Source organism: Cellvibrio sp. ARAG 10.3, from assembly GCF_051846955.1.
Classification (GTDB): Bacteria; Pseudomonadota; Gammaproteobacteria; order Pseudomonadales; family Cellvibrionaceae; genus Cellvibrio.
The window spans coordinates 1-22,988 of sequence record NZ_JBPYCU010000018.1 but is presented as its reverse complement, the minus strand read 5'-3'; the positions used below and the strand labels follow the sequence as shown (position 1 = coordinate 22,988).

General features: G+C 52.8%; 25 protein-coding genes. 21 read left to right on the top strand and 4 right to left on the bottom strand.

The genetic code is table 11. From position 1 onward, the window contains the following. Nucleotides 1-56: 56 nt before the first annotated feature. Entirely contained in the window at nt 57-1,730 is a 1,674-nt protein-coding gene (locus ACSV5M_RS18070) for a hypothetical protein (RefSeq protein WP_439177892.1), read from the bottom strand. 494 nt (nt 1,731-2,224) lie between these two features. Between ACSV5M_RS18070 and ACSV5M_RS18065 the strand changes: the two genes are divergently transcribed. The 13 genes from ACSV5M_RS18065 to ACSV5M_RS18005 all read left to right on the top strand — a co-directional run bounded on the left by ACSV5M_RS18065 (nt 2,225) and on the right by ACSV5M_RS18005 (nt 14,026). Continuing rightward, entirely contained in the window at nt 2,225-2,518 is a 294-nt protein-coding gene (locus ACSV5M_RS18065) for a hypothetical protein (protein ID WP_439177891.1), read from the top strand. Nucleotides 2,519-2,530: 12 nt separating this feature from the next. Next, nucleotides 2,531-3,439: a 5'-nucleotidase gene (locus tag ACSV5M_RS18060; protein ID WP_439177890.1), complete on the top strand. Its 909-nt coding sequence runs from the start codon at nt 2,531-2,533 to the stop codon at nt 3,437-3,439. A gap of 253 nt (nt 3,440-3,692) precedes the next feature. Next, nucleotides 3,693-4,667 (top strand): HTH-type transcriptional regulator CysB, encoded by a 975-nt coding sequence (gene cysB / locus ACSV5M_RS18055; RefSeq protein WP_439177889.1) that lies wholly within the window; start codon nt 3,693-3,695, stop codon nt 4,665-4,667. Nucleotides 4,668-4,882: 215 nt separating this feature from the next. Continuing rightward, a complete protein-coding gene (locus tag ACSV5M_RS18050) occupies nt 4,883-5,842 on the top strand; it encodes a YbgA family protein (protein WP_439177888.1) in 960 nt (319 codons plus the stop codon). A gap of 12 nt (nt 5,843-5,854) precedes the next feature. Continuing rightward, entirely contained in the window at nt 5,855-6,754 is a 900-nt protein-coding gene (locus tag ACSV5M_RS18045; RefSeq protein WP_439177887.1) for a MerR family transcriptional regulator, read from the top strand. A 17-nt stretch (nt 6,755-6,771) separates the two neighbouring features. Next, nucleotides 6,772-7,218 (top strand): nuclear transport factor 2 family protein, encoded by a 447-nt coding sequence (locus ACSV5M_RS18040; protein ID WP_439177886.1) that lies wholly within the window; start codon nt 6,772-6,774, stop codon nt 7,216-7,218. A gap of 1 nt (nt 7,219) precedes the next feature. Further along, nucleotides 7,220-8,626: a deoxyribodipyrimidine photo-lyase gene (gene phrB, locus ACSV5M_RS18035; protein WP_439177885.1), complete on the top strand. Its 1,407-nt coding sequence runs from the start codon at nt 7,220-7,222 to the stop codon at nt 8,624-8,626. A gap of 12 nt (nt 8,627-8,638) precedes the next feature. Then, complete coding sequence (locus tag ACSV5M_RS18030) at nt 8,639-9,409, top strand: SDR family NAD(P)-dependent oxidoreductase (protein ID WP_439177884.1); 771 nt, start codon at nt 8,639-8,641, stop codon at nt 9,407-9,409. Between the two features lie 5 nt (nt 9,410-9,414). After that, on the top strand, nt 9,415-10,692 hold the full coding sequence (locus ACSV5M_RS18025; RefSeq protein WP_439177882.1) for an NAD(P)/FAD-dependent oxidoreductase: 1,278 nt from the start codon (nt 9,415-9,417) through the stop codon (nt 10,690-10,692). Continuing rightward, nucleotides 10,693-11,490, top strand: a complete 798-nt coding sequence (locus ACSV5M_RS18020) for a DUF1365 domain-containing protein (protein WP_439177881.1) — start codon at nt 10,693-10,695, stop codon at nt 11,488-11,490. Between the two features lie 18 nt (nt 11,491-11,508). Then, the gene (locus ACSV5M_RS18015) at nt 11,509-12,780 is read left to right on the top strand and encodes a class I SAM-dependent methyltransferase (protein ID WP_439177880.1); all 1,272 of its coding nucleotides are present in this window, start codon (nt 11,509-11,511) and stop codon (nt 12,778-12,780) included. Further along, a complete protein-coding gene (locus ACSV5M_RS18010; protein WP_439177879.1) occupies nt 12,777-13,307 on the top strand; it encodes a DUF2878 domain-containing protein in 531 nt (176 codons plus the stop codon). The genes ACSV5M_RS18015 and ACSV5M_RS18010 overlap by 4 nt, the downstream gene beginning before the upstream one ends. Continuing rightward, nucleotides 13,298-14,026: a hypothetical protein gene (locus ACSV5M_RS18005; protein ID WP_439177878.1), complete on the top strand. Its 729-nt coding sequence runs from the start codon at nt 13,298-13,300 to the stop codon at nt 14,024-14,026. Before ACSV5M_RS18010 ends, ACSV5M_RS18005 begins: the two co-directional genes overlap by 10 nt. A gap of 98 nt (nt 14,027-14,124) precedes the next feature. Here ACSV5M_RS18005 and ACSV5M_RS18000 read toward each other — a convergent pair whose 3' ends face one another. From ACSV5M_RS18000 to fliK, 3 genes are all read right to left on the bottom strand, one after another. Beyond that, nucleotides 14,125-14,925 carry a sulfurtransferase gene (locus ACSV5M_RS18000; protein ID WP_439177877.1) on the bottom strand — a complete coding sequence of 267 codons (801 nt, stop codon included), beginning with the start codon at nt 14,923-14,925 and terminating at the stop codon, nt 14,125-14,127. 116 nt (nt 14,926-15,041) lie between these two features. Further along, nucleotides 15,042-15,362 (bottom strand): EscU/YscU/HrcU family type III secretion system export apparatus switch protein, encoded by a 321-nt coding sequence (locus ACSV5M_RS17995; RefSeq protein WP_439177876.1) that lies wholly within the window; start codon nt 15,360-15,362, stop codon nt 15,042-15,044. 6 nt (nt 15,363-15,368) lie between these two features. After that, nucleotides 15,369-16,997 carry a flagellar hook-length control protein FliK gene (gene fliK / locus ACSV5M_RS17990; RefSeq protein ID WP_439177875.1) on the bottom strand — a complete coding sequence of 543 codons (1,629 nt, stop codon included), beginning with the start codon at nt 16,995-16,997 and terminating at the stop codon, nt 15,369-15,371. A gap of 174 nt (nt 16,998-17,171) precedes the next feature. Between fliK and ccmA the strand changes: the two genes are divergently transcribed. The 8 genes from ccmA to ACSV5M_RS17950 all read left to right on the top strand — a co-directional run bounded on the left by ccmA (nt 17,172) and on the right by ACSV5M_RS17950 (nt 22,831). Beyond that, nucleotides 17,172-17,879, top strand: a complete 708-nt coding sequence (ccmA, locus tag ACSV5M_RS17985; protein WP_439177874.1) for a cytochrome c biogenesis heme-transporting ATPase CcmA — start codon at nt 17,172-17,174, stop codon at nt 17,877-17,879. Continuing rightward, the gene (gene ccmB, locus ACSV5M_RS17980; protein WP_439177873.1) at nt 17,872-18,576 is read left to right on the top strand and encodes a heme exporter protein CcmB; all 705 of its coding nucleotides are present in this window, start codon (nt 17,872-17,874) and stop codon (nt 18,574-18,576) included. Before ccmA ends, ccmB begins: the two co-directional genes overlap by 8 nt. A gap of 30 nt (nt 18,577-18,606) precedes the next feature. Next, nucleotides 18,607-19,395 (top strand): heme ABC transporter permease, encoded by a 789-nt coding sequence (locus tag ACSV5M_RS17975; RefSeq protein WP_439177871.1) that lies wholly within the window; start codon nt 18,607-18,609, stop codon nt 19,393-19,395. Next, entirely contained in the window at nt 19,392-19,577 is a 186-nt protein-coding gene (gene ccmD / locus ACSV5M_RS17970) for a heme exporter protein CcmD (protein WP_439177869.1), read from the top strand. Before ACSV5M_RS17975 ends, ccmD begins: the two co-directional genes overlap by 4 nt. Before the next feature lie 23 nt (nt 19,578-19,600). Next, nucleotides 19,601-20,065: a cytochrome c maturation protein CcmE gene (gene ccmE / locus ACSV5M_RS17965; RefSeq protein WP_439177868.1), complete on the top strand. Its 465-nt coding sequence runs from the start codon at nt 19,601-19,603 to the stop codon at nt 20,063-20,065. After that, entirely contained in the window at nt 20,055-22,049 is a 1,995-nt protein-coding gene (locus ACSV5M_RS17960) for a heme lyase CcmF/NrfE family subunit (RefSeq protein WP_439177867.1), read from the top strand. Before ccmE ends, ACSV5M_RS17960 begins: the two co-directional genes overlap by 11 nt. Further along, a complete protein-coding gene (locus ACSV5M_RS17955) occupies nt 22,050-22,580 on the top strand; it encodes a DsbE family thiol:disulfide interchange protein (RefSeq protein WP_439177866.1) in 531 nt (176 codons plus the stop codon). Nucleotides 22,581-22,666: 86 nt separating this feature from the next. After that, nucleotides 22,667-22,831 (top strand): hypothetical protein, encoded by a 165-nt coding sequence (locus tag ACSV5M_RS17950; RefSeq protein ID WP_439177864.1) that lies wholly within the window; start codon nt 22,667-22,669, stop codon nt 22,829-22,831. Nucleotides 22,832-22,988 lie beyond the last annotated feature (157 nt).

Below are 22,988 nucleotides of genomic sequence, written 5' to 3'. Positions count from 1 at the left end.
CCCGCAGGCGCCTCATTAGGATTAACCAGCAACATGACTGCCTGATTAATTGCGTGTTACTCGCCCAGGCCTACAGTCCAACCTGCGGTCCAGTCGTTATCTGCAGATACCGCACCAATGAAGTTGACGCTTTCAAAGAAGCTGCTATTACCTTGCGCGCCCAAGGCGGGTGCTGCATCAGCTGCAAAGTCATCATCCAGACGAGTGACGTCAAACACTGGGATATTGATTGCACTAGCGTTGGCATCAGCAAAGGAGGCTGCAGTAATGTAGGCACGTGGGTTCTCAGCAAGTCCTTCAAGAATAATTACTGGTAAGGCGGCTGGGTCAGAAACAATCACGTTATTAGCGTTAGGAGCCGTTGCAAGCCAAGTTGCGAAGCTAAAAGCGCTATTTGCAGGATTGACGCCTTGTTTGAGCGCTTCGGTACAGGCGATAAAGTTACTTGCTGCGGCAGAGTAACCCGCCTCTGCATAATCGATAGTTTGAGGTCCGGCAGAGTCAATAATTTCAAAACACTCGTTAGAAGACATATCCACAGTGCTTGAAGTTACGATTGAGTTGTACAGTTCAAAGATGGCGCCTTCACGGTAGACCATGCCTTCTGAGTCACCTTTGGATGACGGGAACTCACCTTGGCCGCTGTCAACACCTGAGGTCAGACAAGTAAGGTTAGAAATACGACCTTTCGTTAAAGGAGTTAAATCATCAGCGCGACCTTCACCGGTGTTATCTGCTTCAACACAATTATTTGCTCCGGAGCTATGAACAGCCAAGGCAAACTGGATATTACCAACCCAGCCTTCGGAGAAGTCAAAGGTGTCGTCGCCAACGTTTACGCCAACGACATATTTCAAATCAACCGCACCACCAAACATTTCGAAACCGTCGTCTTGCGTGGTGTAAGTTTGTACGTATTCAATAGTAGTACCAGAGCCTACCGCATTGAGGGTAAGACCGTTTAACTCGCTACCGTCAACAACTTCAAAGCCCGCGTGCTTGATGACTACGTAACGCAGCGTACCAGAATTTTCAGCGTTGTTATTTCCGCCATAAGTAGCCGGACGACCTTCAGCCGTAACGTGACAGTTATGTGGGTTGTTTCCTACTGGCAGGCGTTGAGCATCACTACACTTGTTGGTCAACCCGTTACCATTAATTTGTACACCGCCCCATAAACCGCGGTCGTCTTCAGTCGCATCATTGTCACGCAAATCTTGGACAGCACTGAAAATAATCGGGGCATCAGCTGTACCTTCGGCAACAATACGTGAACCGCGTGCAATACGTACGTAATCATTGCTGCCAGAAAATGCAATTTTGGCACCCGCAGCGATGCTGAGGGTAGGACCTTCACCATTCTGTGGAACCCTTACACCTGCAGTAGCAGAGTTGCTGTCAACGTCTTCACCGATAAATAAACTGTCAGCAAAAATATGGATGCCATTATTAGCCAAAGCAGGAATGAACAGGTTAGTGGTCAGCGGACGAGAATCGCTTACGAAACTAGCTGGGTAACTACAGTTGCCATCAGCAAATGTGCCAATAAATTCCTGGCCACCGGACGTGTACTTGGCACAAGGATTTTGTGTGGTGTTGCCGCCACCATTATTAATAGTGTTGTTTGAATCAGTAACTGTATTGCTTGGATTCAGTTCTATGTCACCACCGCCGCAGGCGACCAGTGCCGCAGTCAGCGCATTGAGTGCAATCAGTGTCTTGATTTTCATATCTAACTCTCTTTAGTTGTAAGCGAATTGTTAAAAGAAGGTCTTGATGGTCAAATGCGCAACGTGATGAGGGACACATCAATAGAGCGCATGCTTATTCCTGTTTTAGTTGTAATGCGCACATGATTGGTTAGAAATATGAAATTTAGGTGACAGCTTTGTTAAACTTTTATTGCGGTTGTTTCATGTGTCATAACGGTCGTAAATAAAGGCTGTTAGGAGTTAGGAGTTGCTTACCTGGTTCGGTAGAAGGAAGAAACTGGCGTTAAAACCGAGAGTTTTGTGACAACATCGAGCACAAAACTTTTGGTATCGAATACATCTTTTCATCATAGTGAAATAATCATTTGAGGCAGGTATGTCAGTTAAAAGCTATCGGATCAGAGAGCATGGCGATGAGTCAGTCCTGCATCTGGAGTTGTCAGTGGTCCCCGGTCCAGCCCCCAACCAGGTCCGCATCCGCCACACCGCCATCGTTGAGGCGGTGGGCGCAGGTGTTTTCCGGTAGCGTGAAGGGGGATCGGGTGGCTTATTGCCAGGGCGCGCCGGGTGCTTATGCGGAAGCGAATGTGGTGGATGCTGATCGCGTTGTCGCTTGGCCAGACTTTATCTCAGACGAACAGGCGGCTGCTGTGTTGCTTAAAGGCCTGACGGCTGCCTACTTATTGCATCACACCTTTCCGGTACAAGCTGGCGGGGCGCCAGGCGCTCGGTTCCAGCATCCTGGTACCCTGACCCCATTATCAGCGCGCGACCAATCGTGTATAACTGCGCCTATCAATCAATAAGTTGGACCCACTATGCCCTCAGGTTTCGGTAACAAGCTGGTCATCGCCATTTCATCGCGTGCGCTGTTTAATCTGGATGACAGCCATCAGGTCTATATAAAGGAAGGACTAGAAGCTTACGCCCGGCACCAGATCGAGCATGAAGATGATGTCTTGCTACCGGGCGATGCCTTTCCCATGGTGAAAAAACTGCTACGGGTTAACGAGCGCCTGGGTGGCGATCCGCGGGTGGAGATCATCCTGCTGTCCCGCAACAGCGCCGATACCGGACTGCGGGTGTTCAATTCCATCGAGCACTACGGCCTGACCATCACCCGCGCGGCATTTTGCGGTGGAGTTTCACCTTATCGTTACGCCTCGGCATTTGGCTGCCATTTGTTCCTGTCAACGGATGGTGAGGACGTGCGTCAGGCGTTGAACCACGGGATGGCTGCCGCCACCTTGATTGCTTCCAAGAACAAAGCCGAACATGAAGATGAACTGCGTTTTGCGTTCGATGGCGATGCAGTGCTCTTCTCGGATGAGGCTGAACAAATATATAAAAAACAGGGTCTTAGCGCTTTTACTGAAAGTGAAAAGTTATCTGCAAAGCAGCCCTTGAGTGGCGGGCCTTTCAAGGAATTTCTGACCGCCTTGCAAGGTTTGCAGGCTGAGTTCAGCGGTGATATCTGCCCGATCCGCACGGCCCTGGTTACAGCGCGTTCTGCTCCCGCCCATGAGCGGGTTATCCGGACCCTGCGGGCCTGGAATATCCGGATTGATGAATCGCTCTTTTTGGGTGGGTTGGCTAAAGGGCCATTCCTCAAGGCATATGGCGCCGATGTATTTTTTGATGACCAGCGGATGCACTGTGATTCGGCCAGCGAGCATGTGGCTACCGGCCATGTTCCGCACGGAATTGCTAACGAACCGCTGCAATAAGTGGCAAATCGAGACCTGTTCTACAAAAACTATTAAATTTCTGGATATAGTCTAAAGTTATAGAAAGTCGGCTGTGTTAGCCGTCAATCTGAATTGAATTGGCAAAGTGTAAAATGCCAACTATTCTGTAGACGAATAATGCAATTAATTTTTATAACACGAGTCCTTTTGTATAACTGCACGCGTATTGCGGGTGCGGTGACAAGAACTACCCACAACATCTAACTAAGAAGAGGGGCCATCTGGAGGGCTTATGAAGCTTCAACAACTCCGTTATATATGGGAAGTAGCCCATCACGATCTTAACGTGTCCGCTACGGCCCAAAGCCTGTATACGTCTCAGCCAGGGATCAGCAAACAGATACGTTTGCTGGAGGACGAGCTGGGCGTAGAGATTTTTTCTCGTAGCGGTAAACATCTGACGCGTATTACTCCGGCAGGTGAGGCGATCCTCAAGACCGCCGGGGAGATTCTGCGTAAGGTGGAAAGCATCAAGCAGGTCGCCCAGGAGTTCAGTAACGAGCGCAAGGGCAGCCTGTCCATCGCCACCACCCACACCCAGGCGCGTTATGCCTTGCCGCCGGTGATCGGGGCGTTCATCCGCCAGTATCCGGAAGTATCGCTGCACATGCATCAGGGTACTCCCATGCAGATTTCCGAGATGGCCGCCGATGGCACCGTCGACTTCGCTATCGCAACCGAAGCGATGGAGCTATTCAGCGACCTGATCATGATGCCGTGCTACCGCTGGAATCGTTGCATTGTGGTACCCAAGAATCACCCACTGACCCAGATTTCCCATCTCACCCTGGAAGACGTGGCCAAGCATCCCATCGTGACTTACGTGTTCGGTTTTACCGGTCGCTCCAAGCTGGATGAAGCCTTTATCAACCGCGGCCTTGCACCCAAGGTGGTGTTCACAGCGGCGGATGCGGACGTCATCAAGACCTACGTTCGCCTGGGGTTGGGAATCGGTATTATCGCCAAGATGGCCTACAACGAATCCGTGGATTCTGATCTGGTGGCGCTGGATGCCAGCCATTTGTTCCAGAGTAGCGTTACCAAGCTGGGCTTCCGGCGCGGGACTTTCCTGCGCGGTTTCATGTATGACTTTATTGAGCGCTTCGCGCCGCACCTTACCAAAGACATTGTCAACGAAGCCTTCAACCGTCACTCCAAAGCGGAGCTGGACGAGTTATTCGAAGATATTGATTTGCCGTCCTATTAAAACAGGTGCAAACAAGTCCAATCGGGCTTGGCTCTTTTTAAAACCGGACATTGTCCGGTTTTTTTATATCTTTCAAAACCTTACCCGCCTTTGTTAACGTTGTTTGGTTAACTTTTTCTTACCAGGTCAAAAAAATAATTGTACAAACTTATTGCATTGTACAAGTTTTAACGCTAAAACTTATACAACGTATTTAATCTTGTATAGGTTTTTCCGTGACCAAAATTCCTGTAGGTGTCAGCGAATGTCTGTTAGGCGAACCCGTCCGCTTTGACGGGGGACACAAGCACAACCGCTACCTGACCGAGGTGCTGGGGCAATATATGGCTTTTCGTCCCGTCTGCCCGGAGGTGGCGATCGGTCTGGGTATTCCGCGCAAGCCGATTCGCATCGTGGCGACTGACCGGGGTTCGCGTATTCTGGGCGTGACCAATCCCGACCTGGATGTGACCGAGGCGCTCGCTGCCCAGGCAGACCTGGCGGCTGCGGCTATGCCGGATATCTGCGGCTACGTGTTTATGCAGAACTCGCCCAGTTGTGGCGTCTTTGACATGAAGCGTTATGGCACCAACGGCCATCCGCTGGATAACAAAGGGCGGGGCGCTTACGCTGAGCGGTTGATGGCGTTGATGCCTTTACTGCCGGTGGAAGAGGCCGGGCGCCTGAATGACCCGGGGCTGCGCGATAACTTCATCACCCGCGTGTTTGCTTTTTACGACTGGAAGTGCGCTGTCGCTGCGGACCCAAGTCCCAAGAAACTTATCGATTTCTACTCCCGTTACAAATACCAGGTGATGGCGCATCACGTACCTAGCTATACCGCGCTGGGCAAATTGCTCTCGGATTTATCCGGGCGTGAGATCCATGATGTCTGCGAAGAATTTATTGCCATGTTTATGGGGGCGTTGGGCCATATCGCTAATCGCAAAGGCAATACCAACACCATGATGCATCTGCGCGGTTACCTGAAAGGCTTGTTGAAGCCTGAAGAAAACGCCGAGTTGGATCGGTTGATCAAGTCTTACCAACTGGGCGAGGTCCCGCTGGTGGTTCCGCTCACCCTGCTCAAACACCATCTGATGAAGGTGGATAATCCTTACCTCAAACAACAAACCTTTTGGGCTCCGCATCCGGAGAAACTCGGATTGCGTAATGCCATCGTCAATAATCTGTAATTGAAGCCCGTTATGAACATGCAAGAACCCGATACATCCGTCCTGTTGCCGATCCGTGAAATCTCTCGGCTTACCGGCGTCAACACCGTCACCCTGCGTGCCTGGGAGCGGCGTTATGGATTGTTAAAGCCCACGCGCACCGAAAAAGGCCATCGGTTGTACAGCCATGATGATGTGCAGCGCGTAAAGATCATTCAATCCTGGCTGGTGCGCGGGCTCGCCATCAGCAAGGTGAAAGGCATCCTGAACAGTGAAACAGTGGATGACATCGAGGCCGGGATTGATAGTGTCTGGCTGGAATACAGCGCACGCATTGAAACCGCACTCAGCCAGTTAAATCGTGCCGCATTGGCCGGTTTGCTAAACGAATTGGTCGCGTTGTATCCCGCCGAAATTGTTGCCGATCAACTGCTGGCTCCTGTGCTGGAAAAATTGCAGATTGCAGCGGAATACGGCGCCCGTACCAAGCTGGCTTTTCTGCACAGCCTGGTACTGGAGCACTTTTATTTTGGTCACTACCGGCAACGTCAGACGGCGAAGGGAAAACGTGTATTGGTGGTAAATCTCAATGCGGATGACAGCGATATTCTGCCGCTGATCCTGAATTACAGTTTGCTCGTAAACACCTTCCAGGCGGAGTACATCGGCTACCTGCCTTTACCGGAGTTGGTGTTTGCGGTAGAGCAAACGGGTGCGGAAGGGGTGGTGCTTTACAGCGATTCGGCAATCCATCTCGGCAATCTCCGTCAGCAGTTACTGGAATGGCAGCAGATCCTGATGATCCCCGTTTTTGTCGCCGGCAAGATTACCCGCATGTTCATTGAGGAGCGCGATGCTATTCAACATCTTATGGCCGGCGACAATCTGCAGGCCGCTCTCGCCACCCTCACGCAAACATTCACTGAACAATAACCTTGGGATGCCTTGCTATGACTAGCCGTATCGTTCAACAAGTGCAGCAACTCTATAGCCGCTTTGACGAAAGCATTATTCCTGCAATGTCCGATGTCTATCGCGCAGATATTGTTTTCCAGGACCCCTTGCAGCGGGTCGAAGGGTTGGGCGAGGTTACCCGCTACTTCGCGGGTATGATGAAAAATTTGCAGGAATGCCGCTTTGAGTTTGGCCAGGTGATTGACATGGCGTCTGATCAAAAACCCGGTGTGCATCAGGCAGTACTGTTCTGGACGATGCATTATCGCCATCCCAAACTCGCTGCCGGAAAACGGTTGAGTGTGAGTGGCAACAGCCACATCAAATTTCAGGACAAGGTGTTTTACCACCGCGATTACTACGATGCGGGCGCCATGTTATACGAGCACTTGCCGGTCGTGGGGTGGGTGATTCGTCACATCAAAAAGCGCACGGAGGCTTAAGATGAAAACCCTGGTTTGGCTGCGCCACGATTTACGTCTGGAAGATAACCCGGCCCTTTACCGCGCCAGTGAGTTGGGTGAAGGCGTAGTGGCGGCTTATCTGCTGTGTGCCGAGTACATCGAGCGCCACACGATAGCACCGGTGAGACTGGATTTTATTCGCCGTCATCTACAGATTATGGCTCCACAATTAGCGGCCTTGAATATACCGCTGGTGACCATAGCGGTTGATAGTGCGGCAGAGATTCCCGAACGCATATTACAGCTTGCGCAGGAGCACCGCTGTGAACAACTTTTTTTCAATGCGGAATATCCGCTCGATGAATTAAATCGGGATCGCGCGGTCGCCGATCACTGCCGTACGCAGGGCATGACGGTCAAACGCTTTCATGATCGCGTGATTGTGCCGCCGGGCATGTTGCGCAATGGCCAGGGCGAGCCCTATAAAGTGTTCACGGCGTTCAAAAAGAAATGGTTGCAAACCGTTATGCCTTTGAGGTTGCAACCGCTGCCTGCGCCACAACAGCAGCCGGACACCCGGGCGTTCACGCCGCCGGATATCAACGCATTATTCAAACCCTTTGCGCAACGTGACCTGCAGGAATTATGGCCTGCAGGCGAAACAGAAGCGCGCCGCCGGCTGCATCAATTTGTCGAGCAAGACCTGCACGATTACCAGAAAGAACGCGATTTTCCAGCCCATGAAGGCACCTCAACCCTATCGCCGTATCTGGCGGTGGGCGCTATTTCACCGCGCCAATGTGCCGCCGCTGTATTGGCCGCAAATAATGGTGAGTGGGATACCGGTAGTGAGGGCGCGCGGTGTTGGCTGGGCGAAATTATTTGGCGCGAGTTTTACCAGCATGTGGTAGTCGATTACCCCTGGGTGTGCAAACACCAGGCGTTACAACGGCATACCGAGGCGTTTCCCTGGCGCAAGGACCGTGGGGCTTTTCAGGCGTGGTGCGATGGCAAAACCGGTATCCCCCTGGTGGATGCTGCCATGTTGCAATTAAAAGCCACCGGTTGGATGCACAACCGTTTGCGCATGGTGGTGGCCATGTTTCTCACCAAAAACCTGCAAATTGATTGGCGCCTTGGCGAGCAATACTTTATGTCGCAGCTCATTGATGGCGACTTTGCTGCAAATAATGGCGGTTGGCAGTGGAGTGCATCCACGGGCACCGACGCCGCACCGTATTTCCGTATTTTTAATCCCATCAGCCAATCAGAACGTTTTGATCCCCAGGGTGAATTTATTCGTATTTACTTACCGGTATTGAAACACTTATCCAATAAACAGATTCACAGTCCGCCGCCCACATCAGGTTATCCCTTGCCCATTGTTGATCTGGCGGAAAGTCGTAAACACACCATTGCGTTGTTCAGCAACCTTGGCGCAGCGTAGATGGAGCAGGGTATGGCCATGACAGAACTGCCGTTAAAAATCTGGATCACCGGTGCCTCAACCGGTATTGGTGCCGCCTTGGCTCGCAAACTCCTGCTCGAGGGGAATGAGGTGATTGTAACGGCGCGCAATCTGGCCAACCTGCAGCCCTTGTTGAAGGAATTTCCCGAGCGATGCAAGGCGGTGGTGGTTGACCTGAGTGATAAGGAAGCCCTGGTTGCTGCGGAAAAATCCTTACATGATCAGGTGGGTTATCTGGATACCCTGATCATTAATGCCGGCACCTGTGAATACGTGGACGTTAAGCACTTTAACAGTGAGTCTTTTGCTACCGTCATGGATATTAATTTTACCGGCGCAGTACACACACTGGAGCTGGCCTTACCGTTTCTGCGTCGCTCACCCAATCAGGCTTATATACTCGGTGTATCGAGCATGGCCACTGTGCTGCCGATGCCGCGCAGTGAAGCCTACGGTGCATCCAAAGCCGCCCTGGAGTATTTGCTGGAATCCCTGCGTGTGGATCTGGCAGCGGAGGGGATAGATGTGTCTATTGTTCGTCCCGGTTTTGTCAAAACGCCGTTAACGGATCGCAATGATTTTGACATGCCATTTATCCAGTCGCCACAGCAAGCGGCAGATGACATCGTGTACGGAATGGCGCGGCGTAAATGGATTATTCAGTTTCCCTGGCAGTTGGTCAGCATCATGACGTTATGCAGTTGGTTGCCGATGCGTTGGCAAACCGCGTTGTTGAAAAAAATGTCCCGTAATAAGGTGTAAATCAGATGGTGCAAAACTCGGGTCATGTAAAACAGATTGCTGTGGTCGGCTCCGGCATCAGCGGATTATTGTGCGCGCATCTACTCAGTCGCCATCACAAGGTCACGGTGTTTGAAGCGGGGGCAGAAATTGGCGGTCACACGGCAACGCGTGAGGTTGTGATCGCAGGCAAACGCTATGCGATCGACACCGGCTTTATCGTCTTTAATGATCGCACCTATCCGAACTTTATAAAATTAATGTCCCGTTTGGGCGTCGTGAGCCAGCCGACCCAAATGGGTTTCAGTGTGAGTTGCCAGAACAGCGGTTTTGAATACAGCGGTACCTCCCTGAACGGTGTGTTTGCCCGGCGACGCAACTTGTTCAATCCGAAGCATTGGCGGATGTTGCAGGAAATCCTGCGGTTCAATCGCGAATGCACCCGGTTGCATGAAGCTGGTGATATTGACAGCAATCAAACGCTGGGTGATTTTCTGCGTTCTGGTAGTTACAGTGAATTTTTCCAGCGCTATTACATATTGCCGATGGTTTCTGCGATATGGTCTTCCGGTCTGGACACGGCGGCGGCCATGCCGTTGTTATTCTTTATCCGCTTTTTTCACAACCACGGCCTGCTGACGGTCACACAGCAACCACAGTGGTACACCATCAAAGGCGGATCAAAAACCTATCTCGATCCTCTAACCAAAGCCTTCAAAGGTTCTATCCATGTTAATGCGCCGGTGCAGTGGGTAAAACGTCATGACGAGGGTGTTACCTTATACACCGCTGCCCACGGACAACAGCATTTTGATGAAGTGGTCTTTGCCTGTCACAGTGATCAGGCGCTGGCGATTTTGCTCGACCCGACGCAGGATGAAAGCGATATTCTTTCCGCGATTCCCTACAAGATGAACGATGTCTGCCTGCATACCGACACGCGGCTGCTTCCCCGCTCGAAACGCGCCTGGGCCAGTTGGAATTATCTGTTGCTCAACGGTGCTGATGCCGACGCGGCCGCCTTGACCTACAACATGAATATCCTGCAACGCCTGGAAAGCGATATCACTTTTTGTGTCAGCGTGAATGCTAACGCAGTGATTAATCCTGACGAGGTTCTGGGACAATATCGCTACAGCCATCCGGTATTTACGCTGGCCAGCGTCGCCGCCCAGCAACGTTGGGCAGAGATCAGCGGAAAACAACACACGCATTACTGCGGTGCCTATTGGCGCAACGGCTTTCATGAAGACGGTGTGGTATCAGCCTTGAATGTGGCACGTATGTTGGGCGAGGAATGGTAAATGTTCAGTGCAATTTATCAGGGTAGCTTGCGGCACCGGCGCTTTTACCCAAAAGCCCATGCGTTTACCTATGACTCGACGCTATTTTATATCGACCTTGATGAGCTGCCGCAGTTATTCGAGGGTGTAACCGGTTGGTCGGTCGACGGAAAAACCCTGGGGCGATTTCGTCGACAGGATTACCTAGGTGACCCGCGCAGTGAATTAAAAGAGGCAGTGCGCGCAGAGGTTGTGCGCCAACGGGGCAGCTGCCCGCAAGGCGCGGTGCGTATGCTAACCAACCTGCGTATGTGGGGCTTCTGTTTCAATCCCGTCACACTTTATTACTTGTTTGAGCCGGATGCCGACAGGCCGGCACTCATCCTGGCGCAGGTCAATAACACGCCCTGGAATGAACGCCACAGCTACATCATTCCCTGTGATGACAGCGGTAAAACGCAAACCGCATTTGCCAAACAATTTCATGTATCGCCGTTCAACCCACTGGATATGCAATACCACTGGGTCAGCACAACGCCTGCTGAGCATTTGCTGGTGCACATGGAAAATCATCGCGCAGAGGTGTGCCATATGGATGCCACCCTTACACTGGAACGCCGCCCCTGGTCGGCCCGGCAACTGCAACGCATTTTATGGCGGCAGCCGTGGTTGACGCTCAAGGTACCGGTGATGATTTATTGGCAGGCGTTGAAATTATTGATCAAAGGTGTGCCGTTTTATTCACACCGTGTTTCAGCTGGAGAAGACAAAGGGAATCGACAACCCATTGTTATGCAGCGCAACATTTCCAACCGTTAAAAGCAGAGGCGACAGAAGGTGAACAACTCTCACATCCGCATCACACACTTGCGACCACATCGGGTAAATTCGCTCAAGTGGGATCAGGCGATAGCAAAAAAAATGCTGTTCAAGTTGTTCGCGCAACTGGACACCGGATGCCTGCGGATTCACGAAGGAGAGGAACGCCACGAGTTCGGTCAACCGTCCGACCAGGCAGAGATAGTGGCTGATCTGCACGTGCATAATCCGCAATTGTACGCCGACGTCGTCTTCGGTGGTTCCATCGGTGCGGGTGAAGCCTACATGAGCGGTTACTGGTCGAGCCCCAACCTGACCAGTATCACTCGCTTGTTCGTGCGCAATATGGCCGCATTGGATGCGATGGACTCCCGTCAATCGCGCATCGGCAAGGCTTTGCTCAAGATATTCCACTGGTTTAATCGCAATACCCGCGAAGGTTCGCGCAAAAATATTTCTGCGCACTACGATTTGGGCAACGCATTTTTCCGCCTGTTTCTCGATCCTACCATGATGTATTCCTCCGCGATTTACCCAACGGGGGCATCGACCCTGGAGGAGGCATCGGTCCATAAACTGGCGGTGGTCTGTGAAAAGTTGCGTTTGACTGCCGACGATCACCTGCTGGAAATCGGCACCGGTTGGGGCGGTATGGCGATCTATGCCGCACGTCATTACGGCTGTCGCGTTACCACCACGACTATTTCAAAAGAGCAATATGATCACGCGGTGGCACAGGTAAAAGCGGCGGGACTGGAGGATCGTATTGACGTGTTGTTCGATGATTATCGCGATCTGCGCGGGCAATATACCAAGCTGGTTTCTATCGAGATGATTGAAGCGGTTGGTCACGAGCATTACGCCGAATATTTCGCGATGTGCTCGCGCCTGTTAAAAGACGGAGGCCTGATGTTACTGCAAGCCATCACCATTGCCGATCAGCGCTATGCCCAGGCACGGCGTTCGGTGGATTTTATCCAGCGCTACATTTTCCCCGGCGGTTCCTTGCCGTCTATCACGGTGATCAGTGATCTGGTCACACGGATGACCGACATGAACATCCTGCATATGGAGGATATTGGCGAACACTATGCGCGCACCTTGCGCGACTGGCGTAAGGCCTTCCTGGCGCAGTTAGAGCAAGTCCGGCAACAGGGTTTTGATGAGCGCTTCATCCGCATGTGGGAATTCTATTTATGTTACTGCGAAGGCGGATTTATGGAGCGCAGTATTGGCACCGCACAGATTTTGTTGGCCAAGCCACAGTTTCGCCAGAATTTTTTAGCATGAATGAAACTCCTGCCACAAAATTCTTTCAAAATCCCCGTAGCCGATGGCTCGCCAATGCGTTGATTTTTCAACTGGGCTGGTTCATTTGCGTCATGGGTGGAAGCATCTGGGCCGCGTTATTCACGGCGGTTGCATTGGTTATTCACGTCTGGATGTTTGGTCGTGCGGATAAAACCACCCTGGTGGTGTGCCTGCTGTTGGGCTGGGTTCACGACAACCTGTTGGCTGCGGCCGGCGTGTTTGTGTTTTCAGGGCAGGGATGGTCACCGTTGTGGCTCTCTTGCCTGTGGGCCCTGATGGGGACCACGCTGAACCATTCCCTGGCGTGGATTTATCAACGCCCGTGGATTAGCGCCATCACCGGTGCAGTGGCTGGCCCACTGGCCTACGCGGGTGGTATGGCACTATCGGATGCCCAGTGGGGCGTGCCATTGGTACCGGCTTTTGCCATAATGGCGCTCACATGGCTGATGGTGTTGCCATTAATCCGATTTCTTGTACACAGGATAGATTCATTATGCCGTTGACTACATCTTTTCCCGTTAAATCATTTGTTGTCGGTTTGACGCTCTTCGTTGCCGGCGCTGCTGTTGCCAATGAAAACTATGCCGTTACCGGCAATGCATACAATGTTAATAACAACTTGCTGGTCTACAGCGAGTATTACACAGACATGAATCATAACCGCGAGGTAACCGTAAATTATGCCAAGCCGGACGGTACTATTTTTGCGACTAAAACCCTGTTCTACACCGGTGAGATAACCCAGCCGGAATTTCAATTACATGATAAGCGTGATGATGAAAAAGTCTCGGCGCGGTTTGTGGATGGTCGTCTGGTGTTGTCACACAGTTTGAATTATTCGACCAACGAAAAAACTATTATGGACAATGCATCCCTGGTGATCGATGCCGGTTTTGATGCGTTTATCCAGCAAAATTGGCAAAAATTAACCAGTGGGAAAAAAGTAACTTTCATGTTTGCTTTGCCCACTCGTGTGGACACCGTGCGTTTGCAAGCGCGCGAAGTTACCACCGATAAAACACCACTGGCCAACAACAAAAATCCCGCTAATTGGCGTTACTTTGTGATTACACCGGCGAATCGCTTTGCATCCATTTTTGCCGACCCGATTTATCTGGCTTACTCGCCGGAAAAATATCTGATGCGTTACCAAGGGCGTTCTAACCTGGATGATGACAAGGGCGGTGCCTGGGATGTCAGGATTGAATACCAATACCGTTAATAAGCCGCGGTAATTAAAAAACGGGCCTTTGCAAAAAGCGAGGCCCGTTTTAGTTTGTGTATCAACAGCGGTTTACTGAATGCCGTTGTTGTGCGTAGCTATCGATAAGAACACCAATCACTCCAGCTGCCGGGATAAAGCCGCGCTTCAATACCGCTCAAATACAACGACAATATATTTACGCACGCAGTGACACCGGAGCCGCAATACACCACCAGGTTATCTTTGTCGGGCAGGCTTTGCCAGCGCGTCTGCTGCCACTCCACCGGCTTGATAAAACCTTGCTCATCAGTGACATCCTGCCAGGGATAGTTGAGTGCGCCCGGAATATGGCCAGCAACCGGATCAATGGGTTCTTCCAGTCCTTCATAGCGTCGCGGCTCACGTGAATCTATCAACGTCAGAGATTCGCGATTATCGCGGACGGTGGTGTAATCAATAATATCCTGCGTTGTAGATACGGCGCGAAAGTTTCCTGCTTTTGGTGCGGGTTCGCGCCGATCCTGCATGCCACCCAGCGCACACCAGGCCTGATAGCCCCCATCGAGAATAGCAACATGCTCATGGCCCAAATGCCGTATCAGCCACCAGGCGCGCGCAGCAAAGGCCATGCGTGAATCATCGTAAACCACAACCAGGGTGTGTTGGTTCACACCGGCACGACGCAATTTATCAGCCAGAATTTCTGCACCGGGCAAGGGATGGCGACCCCCATGCTCTGCTACCGGCGCGGATAAATCGTGCTCCAGGTGAAAATACCAGGCGCCGGGAATGTGGCCTGTACGATATTGTTGGTAGCCTTGATTTTTATCCATCAAATTAAAACGGCAATCGATAACAACCACTCCCTTGCCCAGTTGAGCTTGCAATTGTTCGGCGGTGATCAGGGGTGTATTCATAACCGGGTTCTGTTGATGAAAGAAAAATTCATCTTGTCACTTATGTGACAAACAGTGAAGGGCATGGATTGCAGGAAAAGGTTATTTTTTGTATTGAGTGAAAGGGTTACCAATTTTTAGTGATTCGGGGCTTTGGGATTCCAGCCTTCCGGTTGTTTACCTTCCAGGTCATAAGCAAAGGCGATGAGGTAAGCCACGGCGATGTAAAGTGACGTGGGAATCTCATCGCCTAACTCCAGGGTGACCAGCAGATCGACCAGCGCGCTGTTGTCGCATAAAGGGACCTGATGCGCTTTGGCGATATCAATAATTTGCTGCGCGACCGCACCGACGCCTTTGGCGCTCACGTGCGGTGCATTTTTTCCATCGTAGAAAAGGGCCACCGCTTTCTGTACCTGCTCGCGGGAAAACAACTCGTCGTTTTTTTCGTTCTTCATGGTTTCTCAGGTTTTGATATCCACTAACGCATAATTCAGTGAGACAGCGCGGCTGGGCGGCGGCCCGCTCAGGCATTGCAGTTGTTTCACTTCCACCCCCTGGGATTGCAATTGTTGGCGCAACTGCTCCAGGCTCGCCTGGGCCTGGGCAAGTGTGGACGCTTCTTCCGCCCACAATTTGGCGGAGACGGCGTCATCGAGCACGGTGAGTTGCGCGTAGAGGCCGCCGAGGCGGGGTAGGTTGAAGGTCAGCATGACCGACCACTGTTTCACCTTGTCGCGCTGGCTCTCTTCACCCTTGTCATCGTTCACCCACTCCTGATCGATCCGAATTTCCAGTGGATGGATGTCGGACCCGTAGCGCACGGGAATATCAAATAACCAGGATTGGGTCGGCTGTGGGTTATCCACCTGACTCTGCTGGTGGTTCAGACTGTGCAACTGCTGCAACTGTACTTTTGCCAGACTGGTTAAGGTGTGCTGATGCAAGAGCAACAGCAGTTGCGTACGCAGCACTTTGTCGCTCAGATCTGCCTGTGGTCGCGCTGCCAGGTGTTGCAGCAGTTGCAACGCGCCGGGGAATTGCAAGGGCGGCGGCACAGCAAAATCGGCGGGCATTGACGGGGGTAGCGCTTGAGTGGCTGGACTCGTCGTCGGTGATATGGCGGCGGGAGGAATGATCACTGCTGCCGATTGCGCCTGATTGGCCTGCGGGGCGGCGTTGCCCAGAGCCTGACCGAGTTGATGGAGCAGGTGCAGGAGGGCGCCTTTATAATCCTGGCCAATCAATCGCTGAGTAATCGGGTTTGCCGGGGGCGCAACTGGATTTTTTTCCGTCGGGCGTGCATCCGGGGCTAGAGGCACATTGGCAGCGAGTTTCTGTTCAAATAGCACGCCGCTGTTCTTCAAAACCATGGGGAGCAATTTCGGGCTGGTCAGGTGGGGCAGGGAGCGTATTTGATCGGCCACACTGCGCAAGGCTTGCTGCACGTTGGTCGGCAGGAGCTGGTCGCGCTGTTTAAGCGGCAACTGTTGCAGGTGGGGCAGCAGGCTCAATAATGCCTGGGGCTTTTCCTTTTGGGGCAACAAGGTGCGTAAAGCGTTTGCCAGGGCTTCCTGGGTTTGGGCTTTGGCATGCGTCACGGCAGATTGTGCCTTGGCGGCGAGGGCGATATCAGGCTCTGCTGGTGTGCCGGTGCTCGGGATTGGCCTGGCATCAAGCGCGGTGAAGAGTTGTACCAGACGTTGCTGCGCGTCCAGCTTCACGGGAATCTGCTGGCCCGGCTGTAACGGTTGGTCCGTGTAAGTCAGCAGGCTGCGATTGTTCAGTTGTAATTGCACCAGTTTTAGTGGTGGTGATGCCAATAACTGTTGTTGTTCCAGCAGGCCAGCTATCTGGAGTTTGATGGCCGGTGTAAGGGGTTTTTGTTGCAGTTGTGCCAGGAGTTGCTGGTTTTGAGCCAGCAACAGGTCGCGCTGGGACTGGCTGGCCGGTGCTATTTGCTCCACGACAGCTGTCAGGGTACTACCGATACTCAAACCGGTAATCTTGCTCAGTGTGGCCAATTGCTCAGTCCGCATCTGCTGCACACTGCTGACCAGATTCTGGGTTATAGGTGGCAAGTTGCTGGGCATAAGTGATGGCTGCGTCAGGGTTGCGGGTAAATAAACGTGAAATCTCCGGCGGATGCTCGTTATAATCGCTCGCCTGTTTTCACCGCTGAACTGTTTGAGTTGGCTCCGAGTATAACGGCAGCAATTGCCAAATACTGAGCTTCATTTCGTTGATAGACCACGAGAACGATAATTTTGACCGAGTCACCCCTGACTTCGCCGGAAGCTTTCTCCCCGCCGTCCACGCCGTTGCTGGCTTTGCGCCAGGTCTCCTGTGAACGGGACGAGCGCCAGCTATTTACGCAACTGAACCTGCGGGCTTACCCCGGTGATGTGATCCAGATTGTCGGTCCCAACGGCAGTGGCAAGACCACCTTGTTGCGGGCCTTGGCCGGGATCAACAAGGACTACACCGGTGACGTATTATGGGCTGGTCGCCTGGTCACCGAGGTCGCCTGGGAATACAGTCACAACCTTCTGTACATCGGCCATTTGCCCGGCATTAAAAAAGCCTTGAGCCCACTGGAAAACCTGCGTTGGTATGCCGCCATCAGCGGTCATCAAACGCGCGCTACCCTCTACGCTGCGCTGGAAGCGGTGGGGCTTTACGGTTACGAGGATACGCCTTGTTATCAACTCTCCGCCGGACAATTGCGACGCGTGGCCCTGGCCCGGTTGTACCTCAGTCAGGCGCGCCTGTGGATACTCGATGAACCCTTCACCGCCATCGACAAACGCGGTGCCGCCCAATTGGAAACACTTTTCGCCCATCACGCCGAGCAGGGCGGCGTCATCCTGCTGACGTCCCATCAGGATCTCGCGCTACCCTCGCTTAAATACCTGAACCTGCTGGATTATCAACCGGCCCCCGTAGTGGATAATCTGGAGCCTGACCATGGTTGAAGCGGCAGTATCCTCAGGCAGCGCCACCTTTGCCGTGTTCTGGGCGACCTTGCGCCGGGACCTGTTGCTCGCCGTACGCCATCGCGCCGAGATGGTTAATCCCCTGGTGTTCTTCCTGATTGCCATCACCCTGATTCCCCTGGGTGTCAGCCCGGAGAGTAAAACCCTGGCCGTCATTGCGCCGGGCCTGATTTGGGTGATGGCGCTGCTGGCAACCTTATTGTCCCTGGACGGTCTGTTCCGCAGTGATTTTGAAGATGGCTCTCTGGAGCAGATGCTGATCAGTCCCCAGCCGCTTTATTTCACCGTGTTAGCTAAAGTAATGGTGCATTGGCTGGTCACCGGTTTACCCTTAACCTTGATGTCGCCGCTGTTGGGCGTTATGTTGGCTTTGCCGTCAGGCGGCTATGGTCCGCTGTGCGTAACCCTTTTGTTGGGTACCGCCAGCATGAGTCTGATTGGCGCCGTCGGCGCCGCATTGACCGTGGCCCTCCGAAAAGGTGGTCTTTTGTTGTCGTTAATTGTGATGCCGTTATATGTTCCGGTACTGATCTTTGGTGCCAGCGCAGTGCACAATGCGGTATTGGGCAGCGCCATCAAAAGTCAACTTGCTGTATTGGGCGCATTCCTGGCGCTGGCAGTTGTGCTGGCGCCCCTGGCGGCTGCCGGTGCGTTGCGCGTATCCAGCGATGGTTAATCAACAATAATAATGAGCGAGGTGAAAAACGTGGCGTGGCAATGGTTTCATCGATTAGGGTCTCCCCGGTGGTTTTACGAAAAAACGCAGGCCTGGTTGCCCTGGCTAACGGTCATTACCTTGATGCTATTGATTGTCGGTACGGTGTGGGGCCTGGCCTTCGCGCCGGCTGATGCCAAGCAGGGCAATAGCTACCGCATTATCTATATCCACGTACCCGCCGCCTTTCTGGCGCTGGCGGGTTACTACATCATGGCCATCAGCGGCGCTGTCGGCCTGATCTGGAAGATGAAGTTGCCCTACATGGTGATGAAGTCCGCCGCCCCTATTGGTGCTGCCTTGACCTTTATTTCGCTGGTGACCGGTTCAATCTGGGGCAAGCCGACCTGGGGCACCTGGTGGGAGTGGGATGCGCGCATTACCTCCATGCTGATCCTGTTTTTCCTTTACCTAGGCATCATGGCCTTACAGCAGGCATTCCATAGCCGGGATACCGGCGATAAGGCCGGCGCTATCCTGGCGCTGGTGGGTACCGTGAATATCCCTATCATCTATAAGTCGGTGGATTGGTGGTACACGCTGCATCAACCGGCGTCGATCAAATTTGTCGGTGAGTCAACGATTCACGCCAGTATGTTGTATCCGCTGCTGACCATGGTGATAGCGTTTTACTGTTTTTATGCGTTGGTGTTGTTGCTTTACATTCGCGCGGAAATCCTGCGTCGGGAGAGCCGCACCCAATGGGTGAACGATCTGGTGGCGCAGGCGACGTGGCCGGACAACAAAGATATGCCGATAAAAGGGGGCAGCCCCGTATGAACTTTCAATTTGACTCCTTTGCCAGCTTTATGGCCATGAACGGCCACGGTCCCTTCGTTTGGGCCGCCTATGGTATTACGTTTGTCGTGCTGGTCTATTTGCTGGTTAGCCCGCTGTTGCAACGCCGGCAATTCCTGCGTCAACAGGCCCGCCAGCAGCGTGCCGCCAACAGAAGTGTCTAGTTAATTTACTAAGTGGAATCGCCATGCATCCCGTGCGTAAGCAACGTTTGATTATTGTGGTCTTCATCGTGGTTTTCTCCAGCCTCGCCATCGGTCTGATGACCTATGCCTTGCGGGAAAACATCAACCTTTTCTACCCCCCCAGCAAGATTGCTGCCGGCGATGTGCCGCATAACACGCGTATTCGCGCAGGCGGTTGCGTCAAGCCCGGGAGTGTGTTCCGGGCGCCAGACAGTCTGCTGGTCAATTTTGTGATTACCGATGGCAACGCCGACGTACCGGTAACCTACAGTGGCATTCTTCCCGATCTGTTTGCTGAGGGTGAAGCGGCGGTGGTGAATGGTATTGTCACGATGGCCGGGGTCTTTGAAGCAACTGAAGTGCTGGCCAAACATGATGAAAATTACATCCCGCCGGAAGTGGCTGAGGCCATGAAAGATAAGGGTGAACACCAGGCAAGTTGCGAGGGCGTAAAGTATGGTTCCTGAACTCGGTCAATTTGCTCTGATCCTTTCGCTGTTTGTGGTATTGGCGCTCACCATCCTGCCATTGCTCGGTGCGCAATCGGGTAACCAATTGTTGATGCTCACCGGGCGCTCGCTGGCGACCGGTTTTTTTGTGCTGATCATGATTGCGTTTATCTGCCTGGTGTATGCCTTTGTGCACGACGACTTCTCTGTGGCTTATGTCTCATCCAACTCCAACAGTTTGTTGCCGGTGCACTATAAAATCAGCGCGGTCTGGGGTGGCCACGAGGGCTCGTTGCTGTTGTGGGTGTTGATGCTCGCTGGCTGGACCCTGGCGATTGCCACCTTCAGTAAAAGCCTGCCGCTGGATATGCAGGCTCGCGTACTGTCGGTGATGGGTTTTGTGGCAGTGGGCTTTCTGTTATTCATGATCTTCACCTCAAATCCCTTCCAGCGCATTCTGCCCCTGGCGCCGCAGGAGGGCAGTGACCTTAATCCCTTGTTGCAGGATATTGGATTGATCATCCACCCGCCGGTGCTCTACATGGGCTACGTCGGGTTCAGTGCGACCTTTGCCTTTGCTATCGCCGCCTTGATGGCGGGGCGCCTTGATAGCGCCTGGGCGCGTTGGTCGCGGCCCTGGGCCAACATGGCGTGGGGATTTCTCACCGTCGGTATCGCGCTGGGCAGCTGGTGGGCCTATTACGAGTTAGGTTGGGGCGGCTGGTGGTTCTGGGACCCGGTGGAGAATGCCTCATTTTTACCCTGGTTGGTCGGCACCGCCTTGATCCATTCCCTCGCGGTGACGGAAAAGCGCGGTATGTTCAAAAGCTGGACAATCCTGCTGGCGATCTTCACCTTTTCCCTGAGTCTTCTCGGCACCTTCCTGGTTCGCTCCGGTGTGCTGACATCGGTCCATGCCTTTGCCAATGATCCCGAGCGCGGTGTGTTTATCCTGGTGTTTTTACTACTGGTGGTCGGCGGTTCACTGACCCTCTACGCCTTGCGCGCGCCGGTGGTGAAAAGTCTGCCGGGCTTCAACTGGCTATCCCGTGAGACGCTGCTGTTGGGTAACAACATCCTGCTGACTATCACCATGATTACCGTCTTGTTGGGCACCCTCTATCCATTGATTGCGGACGCCTTGGGATGGGGCAAGATCTCGGTCGGCCCGCCATACTTTAATTTCTTCTTCCTGCCGCTGATGGGTGTGTTGTGCCTGTTGATGGCGCTGGGGCCTTTGGCAAACTGGAAGCGGACCTCCATCAAGCATATGGCGCAATGGTTATGGCGGCCCTGGGTCGTCAGCATGGTAATTGGTTTGATCGTTCCGTATTTTTACAACGAGGAGTATTCCTGGCTTGCTGCGCTCTCGATATTTATCGGCAGCTGGATTTTTACGGCGCTAATCGCTGATGTCTGGCACAAATTGCGTAACAGCAATAATCGCTTGGCTGGCCTGAAGAAACTGAGCCTGAGTTACCACGGCATGATCATTGCTCACGCGGGTATCGCTGTGACCCTGCTCGGAGTAAGCCTGACCAGTATCTATAACGAACAGCGCGATGTGCGTATGGCGGTGAACCAATCCCTCGCGGTGGAAGATTTTGTATTCACGCTGCAAGAAGTGCGCAAGGTTGAAGGGCCGAACTACATCGCCGATGAGGCGGTTATCAGCGTCACTGAAGATGGCAAGCCCATTCCGGATATGAAACCCCAGAAACGCCGTTACCTGGCAGGTGGTAATGTGATGACGGAAGTGGCACTTGAGGTGGGTTTCTTTCGTGATCTGTACGTCGCCATGGGTGAGCCCTTGGGTGATGGTGCCTGGGCCATGCGTGTGCATTTTAAGCCATTTGTGCGCTGGATCTGGTTGGGTGCGCTGATGATGGCTTTCGGCGCAACCTTGTCGGTAGCAGACAAGCGCTACCGCAAAAAACAGGCCGCCAATGCAACGCAGCAACTGGCCAACTCACAGGAACTTGAAACAGGAGTTGCCCGATAAATGGTGTCGCAACGTCTCAAGCTGTTTATTCCGCTGATCGTGTTTGTGGTGTTGGCGGTGTTGTTCTGGCGCGGCCTGTCGCTCGATCCGAATGCCATGCCCTCCGCACTGATCGACAAGCCCGTGCCAGCGTTTAGTTTGCCGATGCTGGAAAACACAGACCGCATGGTGGATCAGGATATTTTCAAAGGTAAGGTCAGCTTACTGAATGTCTGGGCGACATGGTGTCCGACCTGTTATGCCGAACATGGTTTTCTGGTTACCCTGGCAGAGCAGGGGGTGCCGATCTACGGTGTGAATTACAAGGATGATGTACCGGCAGCGCAAAAATGGTTAAAAGAATTGCACAATCCCTACGTTCTCAGTGTGGTGGATGCGGACGGTCGCCTGGGCGTTAACCTGGGCGTATTCGGCGCACCCGAAACCTATGTAATCGACAAGGAAGGTGTGATTCGTTACAAGCACATCGGCGTTGTGGATGAAAAAGTCTGGACGCAAACATTGCAACCCTTGATGGCGAAGTTGCAGTAAAACACGGCTCACTTGATTCGCATCAAATTGCGGGTTACCGCGCTGCCATAAGCTGTAAGCATCTGCCATAACCAACGGGTGCTGTCATGTATATGGATTGGGTCATTGTGTCGAGCTTGATTGTTGTTGCCTTGACGTGCGCTATCGTAATTTATATCGGCGTGTATGCACTGAAGAAAATTCGCAAAGATATTGCGCGCTCCGGGGGCGGTGTGTGCGATGCAGGTGACGAGATCAGCAATAAAAAATAGTGACCGCGACGTGCAAAACTGACAGACATAAAAAAGCCCCGGATGACGGGGCTTTTTATTGGTTTGTTAAAACCAGAATAGTGGCGGACCGGACGGGACTCGAACCCGCGACCTCCGGCGTGACAGGCCGGCATTCTAACCGACTGAACTACCGGTC

Coding starts and splice junctions, on each gene's coding strand:
- ACSV5M_RS18045 (WP_439177887.1), top strand. CDS start 5,855: ATGAACATGCAAGAACCCGATACATCCGTCCTGTTGCCGATCCGTGAA.
- ccmB (WP_439177873.1), top strand. CDS start 17,872: ATGGTTGAAGCGGCAGTATCCTCAGGCAGCGCCACCTTTGCCGTGTTC.
- fliK (WP_439177875.1), bottom strand. CDS start 16,997: ATGCCCAGCAACTTGCCACCTATAACCCAGAATCTGGTCAGCAGTGTG.
- phrB (WP_439177885.1), top strand. CDS start 7,220: ATGAAAACCCTGGTTTGGCTGCGCCACGATTTACGTCTGGAAGATAAC.
- ACSV5M_RS18005 (WP_439177878.1), top strand. CDS start 13,298: ATGCCGTTGACTACATCTTTTCCCGTTAAATCATTTGTTGTCGGTTTG.
- ACSV5M_RS18010 (WP_439177879.1), top strand. CDS start 12,777: ATGAATGAAACTCCTGCCACAAAATTCTTTCAAAATCCCCGTAGCCGA.
- ACSV5M_RS18025 (WP_439177882.1), top strand. CDS start 9,415: ATGGTGCAAAACTCGGGTCATGTAAAACAGATTGCTGTGGTCGGCTCC.
- cysB (WP_439177889.1), top strand. CDS start 3,693: ATGAAGCTTCAACAACTCCGTTATATATGGGAAGTAGCCCATCACGAT.
- ACSV5M_RS18000 (WP_439177877.1), bottom strand. CDS start 14,925: ATGAATACACCCCTGATCACCGCCGAACAATTGCAAGCTCAACTGGGC.
- ccmD (WP_439177869.1), top strand. CDS start 19,392: ATGAACTTTCAATTTGACTCCTTTGCCAGCTTTATGGCCATGAACGGC.
- ACSV5M_RS18020 (WP_439177881.1), top strand. CDS start 10,693: ATGTTCAGTGCAATTTATCAGGGTAGCTTGCGGCACCGGCGCTTTTAC.
- ccmE (WP_439177868.1), top strand. CDS start 19,601: ATGCATCCCGTGCGTAAGCAACGTTTGATTATTGTGGTCTTCATCGTG.
- ACSV5M_RS18040 (WP_439177886.1), top strand. CDS start 6,772: ATGACTAGCCGTATCGTTCAACAAGTGCAGCAACTCTATAGCCGCTTT.
- ACSV5M_RS18060 (WP_439177890.1), top strand. CDS start 2,531: ATGCCCTCAGGTTTCGGTAACAAGCTGGTCATCGCCATTTCATCGCGT.
- ACSV5M_RS18030 (WP_439177884.1), top strand. CDS start 8,639: ATGGCCATGACAGAACTGCCGTTAAAAATCTGGATCACCGGTGCCTCA.
- ACSV5M_RS18070 (WP_439177892.1), bottom strand. CDS start 1,730: ATGAAAATCAAGACACTGATTGCACTCAATGCGCTGACTGCGGCACTG.
- ACSV5M_RS17995 (WP_439177876.1), bottom strand. CDS start 15,362: ATGAAGAACGAAAAAAACGACGAGTTGTTTTCCCGCGAGCAGGTACAG.
- ACSV5M_RS17960 (WP_439177867.1), top strand. CDS start 20,055: ATGGTTCCTGAACTCGGTCAATTTGCTCTGATCCTTTCGCTGTTTGTG.
- ACSV5M_RS17955 (WP_439177866.1), top strand. CDS start 22,050: ATGGTGTCGCAACGTCTCAAGCTGTTTATTCCGCTGATCGTGTTTGTG.
- ACSV5M_RS17950 (WP_439177864.1), top strand. CDS start 22,667: ATGTATATGGATTGGGTCATTGTGTCGAGCTTGATTGTTGTTGCCTTG.